General features: G+C 63.2%; 12 protein-coding genes. 3 read left to right on the top strand and 9 right to left on the bottom strand.

Annotated elements, in window-relative coordinates; genetic code table 11:
• Nucleotides 1–16: 16 nt before the first annotated feature.
• On the bottom strand, nt 17–2,731 hold the full coding sequence (locus ACVOLL_RS10630; protein WP_481512886.1) for a TonB-dependent receptor: 2,715 nt from the start codon (nt 2,729–2,731) through the stop codon (nt 17–19).
• 96 nt (nt 2,732–2,827) lie between these two features.
• Entirely contained in the window at nt 2,828–3,265 is a 438-nt protein-coding gene (locus ACVOLL_RS10625; protein WP_481512885.1) for a CopL family metal-binding regulatory protein, read from the bottom strand.
• Between the two features lie 392 nt (nt 3,266–3,657).
• On the opposite strand from ACVOLL_RS10625, the gene gloA reads away from it, so the two are divergent.
• Both gloA and ACVOLL_RS10615 read left to right on the top strand, forming a co-directional pair.
• On the top strand, nt 3,658–4,185 hold the full coding sequence (gene gloA, locus ACVOLL_RS10620; RefSeq protein ID WP_481512884.1) for a lactoylglutathione lyase: 528 nt from the start codon (nt 3,658–3,660) through the stop codon (nt 4,183–4,185).
• Nucleotides 4,186–4,308: 123 nt separating this feature from the next.
• Complete coding sequence (locus ACVOLL_RS10615) at nt 4,309–5,736, top strand: ATP-binding protein (RefSeq protein WP_481512883.1); 1,428 nt, start codon at nt 4,309–4,311, stop codon at nt 5,734–5,736.
• A gap of 488 nt (nt 5,737–6,224) precedes the next feature.
• Here ACVOLL_RS10615 and ACVOLL_RS10610 read toward each other — a convergent pair whose 3' ends face one another.
• The 7 genes from ACVOLL_RS10610 to ACVOLL_RS10580 all read right to left on the bottom strand — a co-directional run bounded on the left by ACVOLL_RS10610 (nt 6,225) and on the right by ACVOLL_RS10580 (nt 17,430).
• Nucleotides 6,225–7,568 carry a M16 family metallopeptidase gene (locus tag ACVOLL_RS10610; protein WP_481512882.1) on the bottom strand — a complete coding sequence of 448 codons (1,344 nt, stop codon included), beginning with the start codon at nt 7,566–7,568 and terminating at the stop codon, nt 6,225–6,227.
• Nucleotides 7,565–8,923, bottom strand: coding sequence for a M16 family metallopeptidase (locus ACVOLL_RS10605; RefSeq protein ID WP_481512881.1), 1,359 nt, complete (start codon nt 8,921–8,923; stop codon nt 7,565–7,567). The genes ACVOLL_RS10610 and ACVOLL_RS10605 overlap by 4 nt, the downstream gene beginning before the upstream one ends.
• A gap of 55 nt (nt 8,924–8,978) precedes the next feature.
• Nucleotides 8,979–11,099, bottom strand: a complete 2,121-nt coding sequence (locus ACVOLL_RS10600) for a protein-disulfide reductase DsbD family protein (RefSeq protein ID WP_481512880.1) — start codon at nt 11,097–11,099, stop codon at nt 8,979–8,981.
• A complete protein-coding gene (locus tag ACVOLL_RS10595) occupies nt 11,083–12,342 on the bottom strand; it encodes a redoxin domain-containing protein (RefSeq protein ID WP_481512879.1) in 1,260 nt (419 codons plus the stop codon). Before ACVOLL_RS10595 ends, ACVOLL_RS10600 begins: the two co-directional genes overlap by 17 nt.
• 78 nt (nt 12,343–12,420) lie before the next feature.
• Nucleotides 12,421–15,585 (bottom strand): TonB-dependent receptor, encoded by a 3,165-nt coding sequence (locus ACVOLL_RS10590; protein ID WP_481512878.1) that lies wholly within the window; start codon nt 15,583–15,585, stop codon nt 12,421–12,423.
• Nucleotides 15,586–15,734: 149 nt separating this feature from the next.
• Complete coding sequence (locus ACVOLL_RS10585; protein WP_481512877.1) at nt 15,735–16,871, bottom strand: FecR family protein; 1,137 nt, start codon at nt 16,869–16,871, stop codon at nt 15,735–15,737.
• A gap of 40 nt (nt 16,872–16,911) precedes the next feature.
• Complete coding sequence (locus ACVOLL_RS10580) at nt 16,912–17,430, bottom strand: RNA polymerase sigma factor (protein WP_481512876.1); 519 nt, start codon at nt 17,428–17,430, stop codon at nt 16,912–16,914.
• A 649-nt stretch (nt 17,431–18,079) separates the two neighbouring features.
• On the opposite strand from ACVOLL_RS10580, the gene ACVOLL_RS10575 reads away from it, so the two are divergent.
• Nucleotides 18,080–19,309 carry a TerD family protein gene (locus ACVOLL_RS10575; RefSeq protein ID WP_481512875.1) on the top strand — a complete coding sequence of 410 codons (1,230 nt, stop codon included), beginning with the start codon at nt 18,080–18,082 and terminating at the stop codon, nt 19,307–19,309.
• Nucleotides 19,310–19,331 lie beyond the last annotated feature (22 nt).

The following is a 19,331-nucleotide window of genomic DNA, read 5'->3' as shown; positions in this document are numbered from 1 at the left end:
GACGGGGCGCATCCAATCACCAGCGGTAGCCGATGCGCGCGTACCAGCGGCGACCCAGCAGGTCGTAGGTCATCGTATCGGTGTTGGCATCGGTGTAGCTCTGGATGAACGGCGGCTTCTTGTCGAAGACATTGTCCAGGCCCAGCGATACATCCAGCGCCTTGCTCACCGCGTACTTGAGCTGCAGGTTGTGATAGAACACCGACGGTGCGTGATCACCGATGTCACCGCGTGCCGCATTGATGTCATCGGCGCGGCCGATGTACTGCGTGCTCCAGGTACCCGACCATTGATCGCGCGAGGCATTCATCGAGACCAGACCGCGCCACTTGGCATAGCTGCCGCGGCCGCCGGTGATCTTGCCTGCATATTCGATAAGGTCCGCGCCATCGTACGGCCGGACGTCATAGCGCTGCAGATAGGACACATCGGCGCTGACGCTGGCATCGAAGCCGGCTGCCTTGAACTCATACAGCGCGCCGAAATCGTAGCCGGTGACATGTTCATTGGCGGCATTGACCGGCTGTGAGGACAGGAAGTCCACTTCGCCAGTACGCGGGTTGCGGGTGAAGTTGCTTGCATCACAGAACGGATGCGCCAGCCCCGGCGTGTTGTAGCAGATGGCCAGCTTGGTGGAGCCGTCAATACGCTGGATCGCATGCTTGATGCGGATGTTGTAGTAGTCCAGCGTCAAGGTCAGCCCGGACAGGAACTCCGGCGTCCACACCACACCAGCAGTGAACGAGGTGGCATCTTCCGGCTCCAGCGCCGAATTGCCACCCGACGTGGTGAGGATGGTGTTGCCCGGCTGCACATAGCCAGCCGGCACACCGTAGGCCTGGCAGTTGGCGCGCACCGTGGAGCCAGCCGGCAAGGCCGACCAGTTGCTGCACGGATCGGTGGTGGTCAGGTTGCCCTCGGCCACACCGCCAAACAGTTCCGGGATGTTCGGGATGCGGAACGCGGTGGCGTAGGTGCTGCGGACTTTCAGCGAGGAATTGACCTGCCAATCCAGTCCGGCCTTGTAGTTGTAATCGCGGCCGAACAGATCGTAGTCCGAGGCACGCCCGGCCAGATTCAAATACAGCGAATCGGCGATCACGCTGTCCTGCAGCAACGGGATAGCCAACTCTGCAAAGACTTCCTTGGCGGTGTATTCACCGGCAATCGGATCCTGCTGATTGGTGTTGCCGATGCCGAGCACAGTCAGCGGATCGGGATTGCGCCAGCCGCGTTCCTTGCGCACTTCCACGCCAGCAGCGAAGCCTACCCAACCTGCAGGCAGCTCGAAGATCTGCCCGCTCAGGTTGGCGGTGAAGCTCTTCTGTTCGTTGCCGCCGGTATCGCGCGAGGTGTAGAGGATGTAGTCGAGCACCTCGCGACTGAGGTCGCCGTAACCCAGATAGTCGCCGCAGGGAATCGCCGCGCCCGGCACCGGGCTGCAGATGCTGCGGTTCAAGGTCTGCTCGACGCGGTCGAGATTGGCAACATTGTCCGAGCCATCGACGCCGGTGTTGCGGCCCCAATTCAAGGCAGCCGACCAGTCCCAACCGGTGCCGAACTGACCCTTCACTCCAACCAGGCCACGGAAGGTATTCACCTCCTGCGAGAAATGGCGCGGGCCGGCTTCTTCCAGGCGACGGCGCTGCAGCAGCAGGTCCTGTCCGGTCGGGTTGGTCGGGTGATCGGCGGCGATGTTGATCGGCCGGTACACGCCGAGCCCGCCCGGTGCGGCCAGCTGATCGGATTGGCGGTTGGTGTACATCAGCTCGGTGAACACGGTGGTGTTCTCGCTGAGCTGATTGTCACCGAACACGCTGATGCTGATGCGCTTGATCGGGTTGACCGCGTTGAGCGTGGGGTTGCCGTTGTAGTTGTGCTTGGCGGCCGAATAGCGCTCGTAGAAATCGCCATTGCCGCCCAGCACCTGGTTGAAGTTGACACGGGTACCGTCGGCCAGCAGCGCGCGGCCGCCCACCGTGGTGGAACTGCCCGAGCACACCAGCTTGCCGTCCACTTCGGCCAGCCCGCAGGGTGCGCGCGAGCCCATGTTGACCGTGCCGCCTTCGGCATAGTTGATGCCGGCCATCAATGAGCCGCGATCACTGGTGACGCCCCAGGCCAGGTCGACAGCGGTTTCATCGCCATCGCCGCGCGTGGTCTGGCCGTAACGCACTGCAGCTTCGGCACCATCAAAGCCCTGCTTGGTGATGATGTTGACCACGCCCGCCACCGCATCGGCACCGTAGATGGCCGAGGCGCCGTCCTTGAGCACTTCCACGCGCTCGATCAGCGATACCGGGATCATGTTCAGATCGACCGAGCTATTGGCGCCGGTACCGCCATTGACGATGCGGCGGCCATTGAGCAGCACCAGGGTGCGGTTGATGCCGAGGCCGCGCAGGTTGACCTGGGTGGTGCCGTAGCCGTTCTCGGCCCAGTAGGCATTGCTCTGGCTGCCGGCAAAACCGGCCGAGGCGGGCAGGCGCTGCAACAGCGTGTCCACCGACGTGGCGCCGGAGCGTTCGATGGCCTGCGCGTCGATCACGCTGACCGGGCCTACGCCCGACAACTGCGCGCGCTTGATGTGGCTGCCGGTGACCTGCACGGCATCCAGCGTGCGGGCGGCTTCATTCGGGGGTTGCGCGTCCTGCGCGTTGGCGGTGTGGACGGCGGTGGCACACAACAGCGTGCCGATGGCCGCAGCCAAGGCTTGGGGCTTCAAGTACATGTTCTCTCTCGCTGGGATTCTTTCTCGGGGCGATAGCCGCGGTCGCGGGCGCGAGCACGGTTCACTACTACGTCGTGGTGACGCGAGAACAACCGCTCAGACGATGGGAGGTCGGAACACCCGGGATAGCCGACCGGCCGGCAGTACCAGCGCCGGCAGTGGCGTATCGGCCGATACCGGTGGATGCGCACCGGCGAACAACAGCGCCGTCGCGGGGGGATAGATGGTGAACACACACAGGCATTCGCAGCCCACGCTGTCGGCGCAACTGCAGTCGTCGGCATGGCTGGAAGCCGACTTGCCGGCATGTTCGTCGTGGCCGTCGCCAGCAGTTGCGCGCGGCGATGCCAACGTGCGAGCCGCCACGTCTCTTCGCACGGGATCGCAGCTGGCGCTGGCCGCGCGGGTAATCCCGGCGACCGATGGAACCCCATCCGCATGCAGCACCATGCGCGTGCTCGCCCATGCCCCGAGCACGCCTTCAACGGCGAGCACCAGCATCAGCAGCAACGGCAGGCACATACGGTAGGACATGAAGTTCCAGACAATTCCGTCATTTGTATATACATACAATGAATAACGCGAGCAGCGAAACCTTGTCAACCGCCGCTGGTCACGCCGTGGCTCCATCCGTGGTGGCATCCCCTGCCAACAATCCGCGCAGCCCTTGCGCCAGCGTCACTCCCAGCGCACATCAGGCAATGCATGTGCGCTTCATCCAAACGAGGGGAACAACGACTATCCTGCGACGCAGCATAGCCAGCGCGCGCGCAGCCGCCTAGCCACTGAAGGTATGCCGTTGATGATTTTTTGTATCGACGCATGCAAGCAGGGGTGGCGATTTCAAATGCAACTTTCTGCATGAGCATTGCGTTGCCGTAGCTGCACACGCGCCCTCCCCCATTCATCGCAACAGGACAGATTTCATGAGCCTTCAAACCCTTGCTCAACAGCCCGGCGTCGCTGCCCAGGTGCCGGCCGAAACCAACGGCTTCGTGTTCAACCACACGATGCTGCGGGTCAAGGACATCCGCGCCTCGCTGGATTTCTACACCCGCGTGCTTGGCTTCCAGCTGATCGACCAGCGTGATTTCGGCGAGGCGCAGTTCAGCTTGTACTTCCTGGCCTATGTGCCGGCCGGCGTGCAGGTGCCGCAGGACGACGCCGAGCGCCGCCTGTGGATGGCCGGCATTCCCGGTGTGCTGGAACTCACCCACAACCATGGCACCGAGAACCAGGAAGGCCCGGTCTACCACGACGGCAACAGCGACCCGCGCGGCTTCGGTCACATCTGCGTGTCGGTGCCGGAACTGGAAGCGGCCTGTGCGCGTTTCGAGGAACTGGGCGTGCCGTTCCAGAAGCGCCTGAGCGATGGCCGCATGAAGAGCCTGGCCTTCATCAAGGACCCGGATGGTTATTGGGTGGAGATCATTTCAAATACGCAGCGGCTTTGATCCGGAGTTTGATACCCAGCAGCAAAGGATGCCGGGCCATCCAGCCCGGTACTTCAGTGGAAGCACGCCGCACTGATGCGTAGGCAACGCGCCTTCTCCGGCCTCCTATGATGAAATAGGCCAATGACAACCATAACCTTGGAACTTCTTCAGCAGTGGATGCAGGCCCCGACAGAAACGGAGCAGTTGGAGTTCAAGGCCGCCAGCAACCAATACGATGTCGAAAAGCTCATCGCTTACTGCGTTGCCTTGGCCAACGAGCGCGGCGGACATCTTGTTCTCGGGGTCAGTGACAAGCTGCCCCGGCGGATAACCGGCACCCAGGCATTCCGTACCACAGAGCATCGCAACGAGGTGAAGCTGCGCGTCAATAGCGCGCTGAATATCGATGTTGAGATCACCGAGCTGCGGCACACCGATGGGCGTGTGCTGGTTGTCACTGTTCCGTCCCGTCCCATTGGCCAGCCGTTGCATTACAACGGCCATTACCTGATGCGATCGGGCGAGTCGCTCAAAGGCATGACTCCGGATCGGCTGCGCAGAATCATGGCAGAGGGGCAACCGGATTGGCTGGAGTTACCGATACTCGAGAATGTCGGCGCTGAGGTTGTGGTGGCATTGTTGGATACGCAGGCGTTCTTCGACCTGCTGCAGTTGCCGTATCCCGGCCATCGGGATGGCGTGCTTGAGCGGCTTCACCATGAAGGACTGATTCAGCCCAGTGGCGTCCACGGCTGGAACATCAGCCATATGACAGCCTTGATGCTAGCCAAGAATTTGGCCGATTTTCCAGACGCGGTCTCACGACGCGCGGCGCGTATCACCTTCTACGATGGCATCGGAAAGTTGAAGGTGCGCGATGAAATCACTTGGCCGTCCGGCTACGCTTCGGGTTTCGATGCGTTAGTGCGTCATGTGCATTCAGCAGCTCCACAGAATCGTTTCGTCGAACAGGCTATCCGTCAGGAAATGAAGATGTTCCCGATGCAGGCACTACGCGAGCTGGTAGCAAATGCCTTGATCCATCAGGACTTCGATATCCGTGGTGGCTCAGTGATGATCGACATGTACGACGACCGGGTGGAAATCTCCAATCCCGGTGCGCCGACCATCGCACCGGACCGCTTCATTGACGAGAACCAGTCACGCAACGAGCGCTTTGCACGGATGATGCGCAAGCTGCGAGTCTGCGAAGAGCGCGGCAGCGGTATCGATAAGGCGCTGGAGGCGATCGAACTGTTCCAGTTACCTCCGTTGAACGTGGTGTCCGGCAGTATCTCCACCAAAGTCGTGCTGTATGCCCATCGGGATTTCGCCGAAATGCCCAAGTCAGAACGGCTTAACGCCTGCTACCAACATTGCGTGCTGCAGTACGTGATGGGGCGAAGCATGTCGAATCAATCATTGCGGGAACGGTTTGGTCTGGCGGAGCAATCAACCTCCACGGTTTCGCAGGTGATAGGCGCATGTAAAGAGGCGGGCAAGATCAAGGCCGACGACTCGGACAGCACTTCAACCCGCTATGCCAAGTACGTCCCGTACTGGGCTTGAAGTCGGATCCTGCTTTATCGCAGAACACCCCACGCCTGGAATCAGCAGAAATAACAAGCAGAAACAGACGGTTAAGTGCTTTATTTCAAATGGTTAAATTATTGTTAAATCTCACATGGCGGCGAGATTTATCGCATTGACTGTTGCGATAGCGCTTACGAGTCGAGTGCGTCACGAATGAACAATACCGCAGCTCTCCGAGCAGGATTCAAGTCGCGATCTGAGTCCGCCAAAAGCAACCAACAACTGGCGCACTCCGATCCACGAGTCCGCTGCAGCAGCACGCATTGCCCTGCACAAGTGGTGGATGTCCCCTTCCACAGCGGCATTGGACTTCGGAAACAGGCAGATAACCACGGCACCTCGCCCTGTTCGCCCTGCCAGCTTGCCAACACGTCACACCTACCCGGTTTCATGTGACCTCAACCAACAAACGCCGGCGTAAGCCGGCGTTTGTTGGTGTCGAACCACTTGGCAGAGGTAACGACTTACTTCTTGAAGGTGCCGGCCTTGACCAGCACCATCTTCTGCGGGTCCACGTATTTGCGGATCGCACCGTTGACCTGCGCCAGCGTCACCGACTGGATCGCCTGCGGGTAGTTGTCCAGCCATGCCAGGCCAACACCGCGCTCAACCGTGCCGATGATCGCTGCCGACATGCCGTCGGTATTGCCCAAGCCGACCTGGTAGCTGCCGACCATCGCCTGCTTGCGTGCGTCGAGTTCGTCGGCGGTGATGCCATCCTTCCACCAGCGCTGCAGTTCGCGGCGGGTGCTGGCGATGCCCTTGTCCATCAGCTCCGGTGCGAAGGTGGTGCTGATGCCCAGGCCGCCGTCCATGTAGTCGCTGCCCAGCAGGTTGCCGCCGATGCCGTAGGTCAGGCCTTCCTTCGCGCGCACCGCTGCCATCAGCCGGCCGGTGAAGCCAGAACCCAACACGTCCACGCCCACCGTCATCGGCAGGTAGTCGGCATCGGTGTAGCGCAGGCCGGTGGCCTGGCCGAGGAACACGCTGACACTGGCCTTGTCCTTCATCGCGATGCTGTGCTCGGCGGCCTTGGCCGGCAGCCGTGCCGGCGCGTCGCGCAGATAGTCCACGCCACCACTCCAGCCGTTGAAGCCGTGTGCGACCGCGGTCTCGATCGCCTTGGCATCGACGTCACCGGCAAATACCAGGGTCATGTGCGCCGGGCCGTAGTACTTGGCGTGGAAGGCCTTGATCTGCTCCAGCGTTACCTGCGGCACGGCCTTGAGCATGGCTTCGCGCGCTACCGGTGCGTTGATGCTGGCGGCCGGGAAGATGCTCAGCATCAGCGTCTCACGCGCCATTGTGCCCGGATTGTCGCTGGCCTGGCGCAATGCCGCTTCCAGCTGCACCTTGGCCTTGGCCAGCTCATCGGCGGTGAAGGCCGGCTGGCGCAGCTGTTCGGCCAGCAGGTCGAGCACGGTAGGCAGGTCCTGCTTCAGGCTCTTGCCGTAGATGCCGATGCGCGCCGCGCTGGGGCTGAAGGATAGCTGTGCACCGATGCCGTCCAGCGTATCGGAGATGGCGAACTTGTCGCGGCGGGTGGTGCCGGCTTCCAGCAGCATCGCGGTCAGCGTCGGCACGGCCGGGTTGTCGGCCTTGGCGGCGAGGAAGGCATCACCCAGCGGCATCGAGCCGGTAAAGGTGACCACGTCCTTGACCCCCATCGGGTAGACGATCAGGTCGATGCCGGCGGCCTTGGCGTGCACGGCAGTGTCGGCAACGCCGGCCTGGGCGGCGAATGCGGCAAGGCTGGACAGTGCAGCCAGTGCCAGCGGAATCAGTCGAATGCGTTTTGCGTTGTTCACTTGCTGCTCTCCGGCACGAACCAGCCAACCGTGCTCTGCTCTGCGGTGAAATACTTGCCGGCGACGCGCTGCACGTCGGCCGGGGTGACCTTCTCAAGATCCTTCAGGGCACTGGAATACAAGGTCCAATCGCCCATCGCGATGAACTCGTTGAGCGCATCGGCGGCCTGGTCGGTGCCATCGCGGCGGTAGGCTTCCTCGGCGCGGTACGGACCAAGCACGCGCTTGATCTCCTCGACGCTGACGCCGTCGCGGGCAACCTTGGCGATCTCGTCGCGGACGATCTTTTCGATCTCTTCGTGCTTGCTGTCCGGGGCCAGCGCCACGCTCAGCATGAACAGGCTGGGATCGCGCTGCTGGTACATGCCGCCCGATACCGCCACCGCCTTGCTGGTGTCCACCAACGCACGCTGCAGGCGGGCGCTGCGGCCGCCCTGCAACACCAGCTCCAGCACGTTCAATGCCGGAATGTCCTTGTCCAGGCCGGCCGGGGCCTTGTACGCCATCATCACCGTGCCGGTTTCGCCACCGCGACGCAGCGTCACCCGACGCTCGCCCTGCTGCTCCGGCTCGGTGGTGTAGACCTCGGGAATGGCATGCGGCGAACGCGGCACCTTGCCGAACTTGTCGCCGATGCTGGCCAGCACCTTGGCGCTGTCGATATCGCCAACCACGGTGACAGTGGCGTTGTTCGGCCAGTAGAAGGTGTCGTAGAACTCGCGCAGCTTCTCGATGGACACCTTCTCGATATCGCTGCGCCAGCCGATCACCGGATGGTGGTACGGATGCGCGCTGAAGGCAGTCGCCCACATCAGCTTCATCAAGGCGCCGTTGGGATTGTTCTCGTTGCGCTCGTACTCGTTGCGCACCACGGTCATTTCGCTCTGGCGATCCTTCTCGCGCAGCAGCAGGCCGCGCATGCGGTCGGCTTCGATGGCGATGTAACCGTCCAGCGCAGCCGGCGGCAGCGTGGCGTAGTAGTTGGTGCGGTCCAGCGAGGTGGTGGCGTTGAAGCCGGCACCGACGCGGTCCAGGTAGGTATCGACGTTGTTCGCACCGTCGAAGTTGGTGCTGCCCATGAACATCAGGTGCTCGAGCAGGTGGGTACCGCCGGTAGTGCCGGTCACTTCATTGCGTGAACCGACCCGATAGGTCATCTGGAAGGTCACCACCGGTGCAGCGTGGTTGGGCAGCAACAGGACGCTCAAACCATTGGCGTCGAGCCGGTACTCGTCGATGCCATCGGCGGATTTTACGTAGGTGAAGCCATTGACCTTGACCGGCTCGGCCGAGGCAGCAGCAGCTGCCATCAAGCCCAGCGCAAGGCCGGCGCACAACAGGCGTTGCGAAATCATGCGTTGCGTTCTCTCTAGATGCGCCCGGAGGCGCGGGGAAAGTCGGGGCGGGATCTCAATCCCGTCCTGGTGGGGTAGCGTTTTCCAGCGCGGAGAGCACGATCTCCGGCGTGAGTACCTCGGGCAGTTCGCGCGGTGGGCCGCCACCGGCCGGATAGGCCAGGTTGAACGGCACCGCGCTGCGGTTCCAGCGCTCCAGTTCGGCGGTGATCAGCGGATCGGCATTGGTCCAATCAGCTTTCAGCGCGACCACCTCGTTGTCGCGGAAGTAGTCGTTCACCCGCGCCGCGGCAAACACCACCTTCTTGTTGACCTGGCAGGTGGCACACCAGCGCGCGGTGAAGTCGACATAGATCGGGCGACCTTCGGCCTGCAGCTGCTGCACGCGTTCGCTGCTCCAGGCCTCCCATTGCAAGGCTTCAGGCGCTGGTGCACGCGGCCAGCCAAACAGTACCGCCGCGACCAACACCAGCACGCCAGCCACCGTACTGAGCCTGGCGCGGCTACCGCGTGCACCTGGACGGGTGCCACGGCCGTACAACCACAAGCCAAAACCCAGCAACGACAAGGCCAGCAAAGCATTGAGCAGGGCCGATTCGTGCAACTGTCCGGCCAGCACCCACAGCAGATAGCCGACGGTGGCATACAGTGGGAAGGCCATCAGCTGCTTGAAGGTTTCCATCCAGGCGCCCGGGCGCGGCAACAGTTTGACCAGCGACGGGAACACCGACAGCAGCAGGTACGGCAGCGCCAGCCCCAGCGCGATGGCGGTGAACACCACGAACGACTGTGCGGTCGGCAGGGCCAACGCTGCGCCCAAGGCCGGTGCCAGGAACGGTGCACTGCACGGCGTTGCCACCACGGTGGCGAGCATGCCACTGAAGAAGCTGCCGGCTACGCCATTGCGCGTCTGCAGGCCGGAACCGACGCTGGTGGCACGCATGCCAACCTCGAACACGCCACTGAGGTTCATCGCGAAGGCCAGCATCACCATCGCCAGCACGAACACGAACGACGCTGATTGCAGCTGGAAACCCCAACCCAGTTGCTGCCCGCCTTCGCGCAATACCGCCAGCACGCCGGCCAATGCCCAGAACGAGAGCAGCACACCGGCGGTGAATGACAGCGCATGCAGGCTGACCTTGCGCCTGTCGTTGCCAGCCTGCTCGATGAAGCCAACCACCTTCAGGCCGAGTACCGGAAACACGCAGGGCATCAGGTTGAGGATCAGTCCGCCGAGCACCGCGAACAGCAACACCAACAGCGACAACTGCGCGCCATCATTGCTTGTGGCCGAAGCCGGTACCGCAGCCAGGTCGGCCGTGCCCACCAAGGCAGTCGCCTCGGCCTCGGCCACGAATGGCAGCTCGATGCTGACCCCTCGGTAGACGCCCTGTGCGTCGGTATAAGCCAGCACACCGCGCAGCGCTGCATCAGCCGGCATGGTCTCGGCCGGGTCCAGTGGCAGCTTCAGCAAGGCGCGTGCGCCGCGATTGCCGATGGTCTGCGGCACCTTGTAGGAAACGAATTCGTCGGCGGGGAAGAAATGCAATTCGGCGATATCGGCCGGTGCAGCCACGCGCAGGGTCAGATCACCCTGTTCACGGGTTGCCGCCAGCTGCCAACCTTCGCTGGAACCTGGCATCGGCAACGCCGCCAACGCCGCCTGCACATCGGCATCGGGCTGTGGCGGATCGGCGCTGACCGGCACGCTCAAACTCACTGCCGCCTTGCCCGGAATACACACCGTCTCGCACATCAGCCAACGGGCCTGTGCCTTCAACTCGACCGTACCGCCGGGCTTCAGGTCGGCCGGTGCGATCAGCCGCACCGGCAGGTACGACAGGCCTTCATAGCCGTGGCCAGTGATGTTGCCTTCGCGGTCGCGCACCAGGATCGGCGTCGGCCACTGGATCGCCTCGGCCGTCCAACCCGGCGGCAGCTCCCACATCAACTTGGTCGGCAAGCCGGTGCCAGCGTTCTTCCAGAAGCTGTGCCAGTGCAGATCGTGCTGCATGCGCAAGGCGAGCTGCAGCGGCTGCCCCGGCTGCACCGAGCGTTGGGCGGTGACCAGCTCGGCCTGCACCTGCGCCAGCACGCTGCCAGGCAGCAGCACGCCAAGCAGCAACAATGCGCTCAGCGCGACGCCGCGGATGACATCAACGTGCAGGCGCATCTTCAACCTTCTTGATCTGTGCGCGCACCGCGCGCTCCACATCCCATTCGCGCATGCCTACGCCGACGATGGTGCCGTCACCGGCGATCAGGTAGTTCTGCGGCAGCTGCACCACGCCATAGGTCTGAGCGGCCTTGTCCTCGAAGCCCGGTGCCTGCAGGTTGATCCACGGCAGGTCGTTGCTACCGCCCTCCTCCTGCATGGCCTTGGTCCAGTCTGCCTTGTCTTCATCCAGTGACACGGCGTAGATCTCGAAGCCATGCGCGTGGAACTCGCGGTACACCTTCAGCAGGTGCGGGAACTCGCCACGGCACGGCCCGCACCATGAGGCCCAGAAGTCGAGCAGCACCAGCTTGTTGCGCGCCAGCACTTCGGACAGCTTGACTACCTTGCCGTCCACGCCGACCGCTTCGATGTCGGCATAAGGCTTGCCCGGGCCGAACTTCTCGGCCAGCTGCTGGGTCTTGGCGTAATCGGCGGCTGCCTGCTCCATCTGCACGATCAGCGGATGCGCGCCGAGCTCCTGCTTGTAGCTGGCCAGCACTTGCGCGCGGCGGGCCACGTCGTAGCGCTTCCAATCGTAGTTTTCGCTCAGCACCAACAGCTTGAGCAGCGTCGGCTCGGCACCATCGAGGATGACCGCGTCGTAGTCGTTCCTGACCTTGGTCAAGGCAGCGAACGGCGCAGCAACCGACTCACGCGCGGCCTTCATCGCCGCTTCGTCGTTCTCATCCACGCCGTCGAAGGCCTTGCGATTGGCTTCGCGGTTGGCCTTGTAGGCCGCCACATAGGCTGGATCCTGCAGATAGCCGTAGACACGCTCGGTCAGGCTACCGCCTTTGGCAACCGGCCCCAGCTCGCCGCTTTCGATACGCAGCTCGCCCGGCTCCAGCACCAGCTTCACCGAGCCCTGGTTGCCCACCATCAGCACCGCCGGTACGGCCTGCTTCACCTCACCGCTGAGCACGAAGGCGCCCCCCTGCGCGGTGGCCGTGGCCACCGGCTCGACATGCATTGGGTCGGTCGCCGCCGACGGCACCAGCAGTTTGAGTTCGGTACCGTCGGCCAGCCCCGGCAGCGTGCCGCGGATGCTGTACGCACCGCTGCCTGCAGGCATGGCGGCGGCGTCCTGGGCCGGGTTGGCAGGCGGGGTTTGCGATGGGCTGCATGCAGTGAGGCCGAGTGCAGTAACGACCGCGCTGGCCAGCAGGCAGGCGCGCAGGGTGTTGGCGATGGGTTTCATGGATTTCCTTGCAATGGATGCGGCGCGCCGCCGACGAGGGATCGGCGCGCCGCGTTGTTACTGAGCAACCGCTTGGCGTCAGAACTCTTTCTTGATGTCCAGGTAGAGCACGCGGCCGCGGATGTTCACGCGGTTGGAGACGAAGCCAGACAGGTTGTCGACGAAGGGATAGTCGCGATCGAACATGTTCTGCACGCCCATACGCGCGGTCACCCCGCCCAACCAGCCATCCCGCTGGTGCTTGCGATAGCCGACCTGCGCATCGAAGGTGGTGTAGGACGCCGAACGTGTACGCGGGTTCTCGTTGGGACTGAAATCGTTGTAATCGGTGGCGGTGGCCGACAGCGGATACAGCACGCGATGCGCGGCGCTGTAATGGCTGCCCAGCGAGGCGAACCACGAATTTCCTTCCCAACCGACGAACAGGTCGCCGGCCCACTTGCTCGGCCCCAATTCACTGTCGGCATAGCTCAGCGTCGGCATCGACGCCAGCGAACGCGAGGTCAGCTCCAGCGTGCGCACGGCATTGAGCTCGATGCGCCAATCACCCCAGTCATTACCGAAGTAATAGCTGGCGGTGGTATCGACGCTGCGCGAGCGCCGGCCGAGGAAATTGATCGCGCGGTTGTCCCACAGCATCACCCCGTTCTCGCCCAGGGTGAAGGTGCCTTCGGGCATCTTGCTGATGTCCTTGAAGATCTCCGAATAGGTCAGCCCGGACAGCGGATCGCCGATGTAGTTGTCGAAGGTGGTGCGGTTATAGGTGGCCGACAGCTGCAGGCCAGTAGCGAAGGTCGGCGACCAATCAAAGCCATAGGTGACCACGCTGGCTATCTGCGGCTTCAGGTTCACATTGGGGCCACTTAGCGCGACGATCTGGGTGACCCCGTCCGGCAGTTGGCCGCCGTTGAACAGCACGCGCGCGGTGTAGTCGTCCATGATCAGCTGCCCGAACTGCTGCTGGGCCTGCGGCACCAGGAAAGACTCGCCCCAGGTGGCGCGCAGACGCAGCTGGTCGATCGGCTTCCAGGCCAAGCGTGCCAACGGACTGGTGCGGCTGAAGCTGCGTGACACCACGCTATCGCTGCCGGTGATGCCGCTAGCGCCGTCGTTGTTGACGCCGGTTAACTGCTCGACATCGAAGCCACCGAGTTCACCCAGGCCGGCAGACCAGTCGCGCAGCGCGCTGTCGCCGCGCTGGTCGAAGCGCTCGTAGCGCGCTGCCACGGTCAGGCTGAGCAGCTTGGCCAGCGGCTGATCCTTCAACAGCGGGATACCGATTTCGGTAAACAGCGCTTCGGACTTCCCAGTGCTCTCAGAATTCAAGCGTTCGCCGAGATTACTCTCGTAGTTGTAGCGCTGCTCGCGGTGCTGTGCACCAAACGCCGCTTCAATCTTGCCTGCGGGAAGCTGGAACAGCTCCCCACGGGTAAGCAGGTCAACGGTATTGGCGCGCGACTGGAAACGATAGACATGGCGTTCGACCAGGCTCTGCAGCAGCTCGCGGTTGCGCGCGACGATGGCATCGTTGCTGCCATCGCCAAACACGTTCAAGCCATTGAGCACTTCCAGCGTGCGCGCATAGCCAGCGGCGCCCATCGAACCGGTCAGGTCCATCAAATCGGTGGTGGTTCCCTTCTCGCGACCGGTGCTGAAGGTCGCTTCGTAGTCCCAGCCCATGGCGAACGGCAGTTTGCCGTTGACGCCGACATGCGCGTCGCTGTTGGTCTGCTTCTGGTCTTCGCTCAGGCTCATACCGTCGAACTCACGCTCGAAGGAATAACCCACCAGCACGTCGCTACCGAAGTTGTTGTACTTGTTGCTCTCGGGAACGTAGGTGTTGTAACCGTCCTCGAAGATGCTGAAGTCAAACAGCGTTGGCCGCCAGTTCTCCTTGTTGACCTGGCGCACATGGCTGATGCCGTAGTTCAGCTGGGTGGTTTCGCCGATATCGTGCACGCCGCTGATGCGGACATAGCGGTTGTCGACCTTGGGACCAATGCGGCTGCGCTCATAGGTCGACGGCGCGGTGGCCGGGTCATAGGCCAGCAGGCTATCCGGATCCAGCGCGGTGCCATCCTGGCCGCCGGGAATCACCCCGAGCACATCGCCCATGAAGTGATAGTCGATACCGAAATCCAGCGACTCATAGACCACGCCGGGCTGGCCCTTGTTGCGGGTACGGCCGTTGACGCCACCTCGGTCGCTGAAGTCGCCGCGGCCATTCGGGCCAACGTGGATCAGGCTGGTGACATCAGCAGGCAGCGTGCGCTCAAGCCCGACCGCAGCGGTGACGTGGCCGCTGCCATAGCCAAAGGTGCGGGCCAGATCCAGCCGCGATACATCGGCACCGGTGCTGGAGTTTTCATGGCGCAGCTGCGCGGTGGTGCCGTCGTAGGACTTCTTCAACACGATGTTGATCACACCGGCCACGGCATCGGAGCCATAGATGGCGCTGGCGCCATCGCTGAGCACTTCGATGCGCTCGATCTGCGAAACCGGGATCGAGGAAATATCGGTATACGCACCCTGCGCCTGTGCCGAGCCACTACGGCGACGGCCATCGACCAGGATCAGCGTGGAGCGGCTGCCCAGGCCACGCAGGTTGGCGCCGGAGGAGCCCAAGCCGGACACGCCATCGCCGTACGAGCTGCCAAACTCCTTTTCGCCCAGTGCACGTGAGGCGCTGGTGCGGTTGGAGAAGTTCTGCGGCAGGTTGCGCAACACGTCTTCGATCGAGGCATAACCGCGGCTTTCGATCAGCTGTGAATCGATCACGATCAGCGGCGAGGCCGGATCGATGTTCTTCAGGTAGGTGCCGGTGACATTGATCGTCTCCAGCGTTTCGGCATTGCCGCCAGCCTGTTCAACCACATCGCCGGCGCTGCTGCGCAGACGAATGGCGACGGTGTTGGCATTGATGTAGGCATGCGTATAGCCGGTAGGCGCAAGCAGCTGCTGCAAGGCAGCGTCCACACCAACGCGGCCATTGACCGCGCCGCTCTGTACGCCACTGCCGGCGCCGCCGGCATACACCACCTGCAGGCCGCTCTGCTCGGCAAACAGTTCAAGTGCCGACGCCAGTGACTGCGCCGGCACATCAAACTGGAACACCGCCGCATCGGCCACCGTATCGGTCACCGCTGCTGACTGTGCCATCGCCACATTGCCGGTGCCGACCAGCAGCGCTAGCGCCACCGCCTTCACCAACGCATGCTTATGAAGAATAGTGCTGGACCCCATGGATAATTCGCCCCCGAAAGACATCGAATGGTTACCGAGCAACCGGAGCCGCCTTGCGCGGAACCAGCCTCTTGTTACATCCGTGTGTCCAAGTGCGGGAAAAGGGTACTCATGCGCAAAAATATTTTTCCGGGAACCTGCACTACTGACTACTGACGACTGCCGCGGTTGCCGATCACACTGCGATCAGCCTGTCGACTGACCTGCAGCTGCGAGCAGCATTCCAGGAACTGCAGGAAGGAATCGGCATCATCGGCGTAGAACACGCCGCTGTAGCGCTGCTCGCGGATCAACGGATCGGTGACCACGATCGGCCGTGGGTTGTAGCGATTGAACTCGCTGATGATGTCGGCCAGGGTGTCGTTGCGGAAGCTCAGGCGACGCTTGCCATCGGCAGGCGCAGTCGGCGCTTCCAACGGCATCCGCAGCATGGCCTGCTGGCCCTGCGGTATGCGCGCCTGCTCACCGGCTGACAATGCCGCCGGACGGCCCAGCGATTCAACCTTGGCCTTGCCTGCTTCCAGCGTGGCTGCATCGTCACGCCACAGCGATTCCAGCCAATTGCTGTTCGCCGTCACCTTCACCTTGCCCTCGCTGACCGCCACCAGCGTGCCCGAAGGCAGCCGGTTGACAGTGAAACGCGTGCCCACCGCCTGCACCGTGTTGTCGCCGGCGTGTACGCGGAACGGACGGCTACTGTCGTGCGCCACGTCGAAGGTGGCCTCGCCATCACGCAACTCGATGTCACGCACGCCCGCGCTGAAGCGCACGGCGATATAAGAGGCCGGCGCCAGGGTCACCATCGAGCCGTCGGCCAGGGCAATGCTGCGCTGCTCACCAACCGCGCTGGCGTACTGGTAGACCGGCACCTCCGGCTGCAGCAGGGTCCAGCTGCCGGCCAGCAATGCACAGCCGGCAACGCCGGCCACCAATACCCAGGCCAGCCGGCGGCGACGGCCACGCGCCGTGGGCTGGCGTGGCTGCGGTGCCGGTTGCGGTACGGCGCTCGGCGCATCATGCAGCGGCACCACGTTGTCCATGGCCTGTGCCTGCGCCAGCACCGCGTCCAGGTCGAAAGCCTGCAACGCGCCATTTGTGGCCAGCTCGCGCTGCACCAACTGCGCCATCAGCAGCTCTTCCAGATGCAGCGGCGAGCGCGCCACCCAGGCCGCAAAGCCGGCCCGGTCGGCATCGCTGGGCGTGTCGCCCATGACCTGCAACCACTCCGCCGCCTCGCGTGCGGCGCGCTCCCGGCTCTGTTGTGGCGATGTGCGATAGATATTCATGGTTTCACCCGCCCTGCGTCTCGCAGGATCAACATCCTGTTCATCGTTCCAAGCTCGCGCGTACATGCGCCAGCGCTTCGACACTGTATTTCTTCACCGTATGCACGCTCAGCCCCAGCTTCTGCGCGATCTGCGCATGGCTGAGGCCTTCGCGCCGCTCCAGCAGCAGCACCGCCAGCCGGTTGGCCGGCAGCTGCGCCAGCGCATCGCCCACCTGCCGCTCGAAGAAGCCACCACCTTCGCTGAAAGCCACCTGCCCCGGGTTCTCGGACACCGCATCGACCACGGTCGAGTCGTACAGCAGCCGGCCCTGGCGCTGGCGCATGTTGAACTCGCTGGCCACATGCGCGGCGATGCCATAGATATAGGCCAACGGGTTGCGCACGGTTTCGATGTTCTGCACGCGCAGCAGGCGCAGGTAGACCTCCTGCACCAAGTCGCCCAGATCCTGCGCCTCGGCCACCCGCCGGCGCAGGTAGCGGTGCAGTTCGGCGCTGTAATCGTGGACCGCGCGCGCGGCGAAATCGCGCCCCGGCTGGTCCTGTCCGGCCAGCTCCATCATCGTCTCCCGCGCCCGCCCTGGCGGCCCCGGCTTTCCCACATCGTCATTGCCCACTCCCAATGGCCGGGGCGACAAGCGCGGCGCCCCTCTGACCATGCTGTGTGTGGCAAGGGGCAATTTGGGTACTTACGGCAGACAACAGATTCAGCCAGCGATCACATTGGCTGGCAGCTTACCGCTACTTGGCAGCAGCCGGCCGCCAAACGGGTCTGCCCGGACAGCGCCCAAAAAGAAAAGCCCGGCTCTGGGCCGGGCTTCGCGGCAGCGTCGGGGGAGAGAGGACCGGGCTGCCTGGCGCTGATTATCCGCAGCCTCGGTTACGTTACCGTGACACCTCCGCGCGGCCCCACAGGCATCTCCCTCGTCTGCATCCTTCGGCCCGCGCCAGCCGCAGTACCAGAGCGCAAGCCCGTGCGATGCCAATCGCATGGTGGCGAGCCCATGCCATGGTGGCAGGGCTGGATCAGCCTCGCCCGCGAACAGCTCGGCTGTATCCACACGGCGCCGACCTCCGCCAACACAATGACGCTGTGCTTGCCGCCAGCTCCAGCGATCTTCCAGGGCCCGCAAGCCACGTGGGCGGGGCTTGCAGTACCATTCGTTTTCAACTTGCGGGCGGCCCGCATTCTGCACAACCAGGAGACTTATGACGTCATTGATGGCGGGCGGGAACTGCGTGCTTCCCGGCGAAGATTTTGAAGTGCGTGTGCGCTGGATCAGCGCAAAGGCGAGCCTTAGCGAAGTGGATGTGTCGGCGTTCGTGCTGGGCAACACCGGCAAGGTAGCCAGTGACAGCGACATGGTTTTCTACGGACAGACAACCGACAGCAGCCGTGCCGTCCACCTGAAAGAGACCAACCGCGCCGCCAGCGCAGGCGCACGCGAAGCGCTGCTTGATATCGACCTGCGCAAACTGCGCGGCGAATCGGAGAAAGTTGCCATCACCAGCACCTTGATGGACGCCCAGGCCAAGGGCGTATCGTTCAAGGATCTGCAATCGCTGGTCATCTCCATTTACCACGGCGGCTCAGAGCAGATCAGCTTCGACGTGCCGGTCGCGGGCAAGTCCGAGGCGGCGCTGATCGTTGGCGAGCTCTACAAGCGTAATGGCCAGTGGAAGTTCCGTGCCGTTGGTCAGGGCTTCAATGGCGGCTTGAAGCCGCTGGCTGAAGGCTTTGGCGTGAGCATCGAGGCAGAACCGAAGTCACCACCACCAGCGCCGGCACCGAGCCCGGCAACCCCACCGCCGCCGACCGCACCGGTCAACCTGTCCAAGATCACCCTGACCAAGGCACAGCCGAAGATCAGCCTGGCCAAACAGGGCGGCGCGTTCGGCGAGATCAAGATCAACCTGAACTGGAACAAGCGCACTGCCAGCAAAGGCCTGCTCGCCGGCATTTTTGGCGGCGGTGGTGGCGGCATCGACCTCGATCTGCGTTGCCTGTTCGAACTCAAGGACGGCAGCAAGGGTGCGGTGCAGGCACTTGGCCGGGTGTTCGGCGACTTCGACCGTGCCCCTTTCATCCGCCTGATGGGCGACGACCGCACCGGCGCCAACAATGATGGCGAATGGATGCGAATCAACGGCGCACGCTGGGACGACATCAAGCGCATCATCGTCTTCACCTCGATCTACGAAGGCGTCACCAACTGGGGTGAGACCGACGGCGTGGTGACGGTATTCGTTCCCGGCAATGCCCCGATCGAGGTCAAGCTCGACGAAGGCGCATCAAACAGCAGGAACTGCGCGATCGTGCTGCTGGAGAACATCGGCGGCGAGATCAGCGTCAAGCGCGAGGTCCAGTACTTTGCCTCCGAACCGGATATCGATCAGCGCTTTGGTTGGGGCCTGCGCTGGTCGGCAGGCAGCAAGTAAGCAGTAGAGCCGGGGCGCTGCG

It is taken from the genome of Stenotrophomonas sp. STEN035 (genome assembly GCF_056759935.1).
The sequence above is the reverse complement of the archived record's forward strand: the minus strand, read 5'-3'. Positions and strand labels throughout refer to the sequence as shown.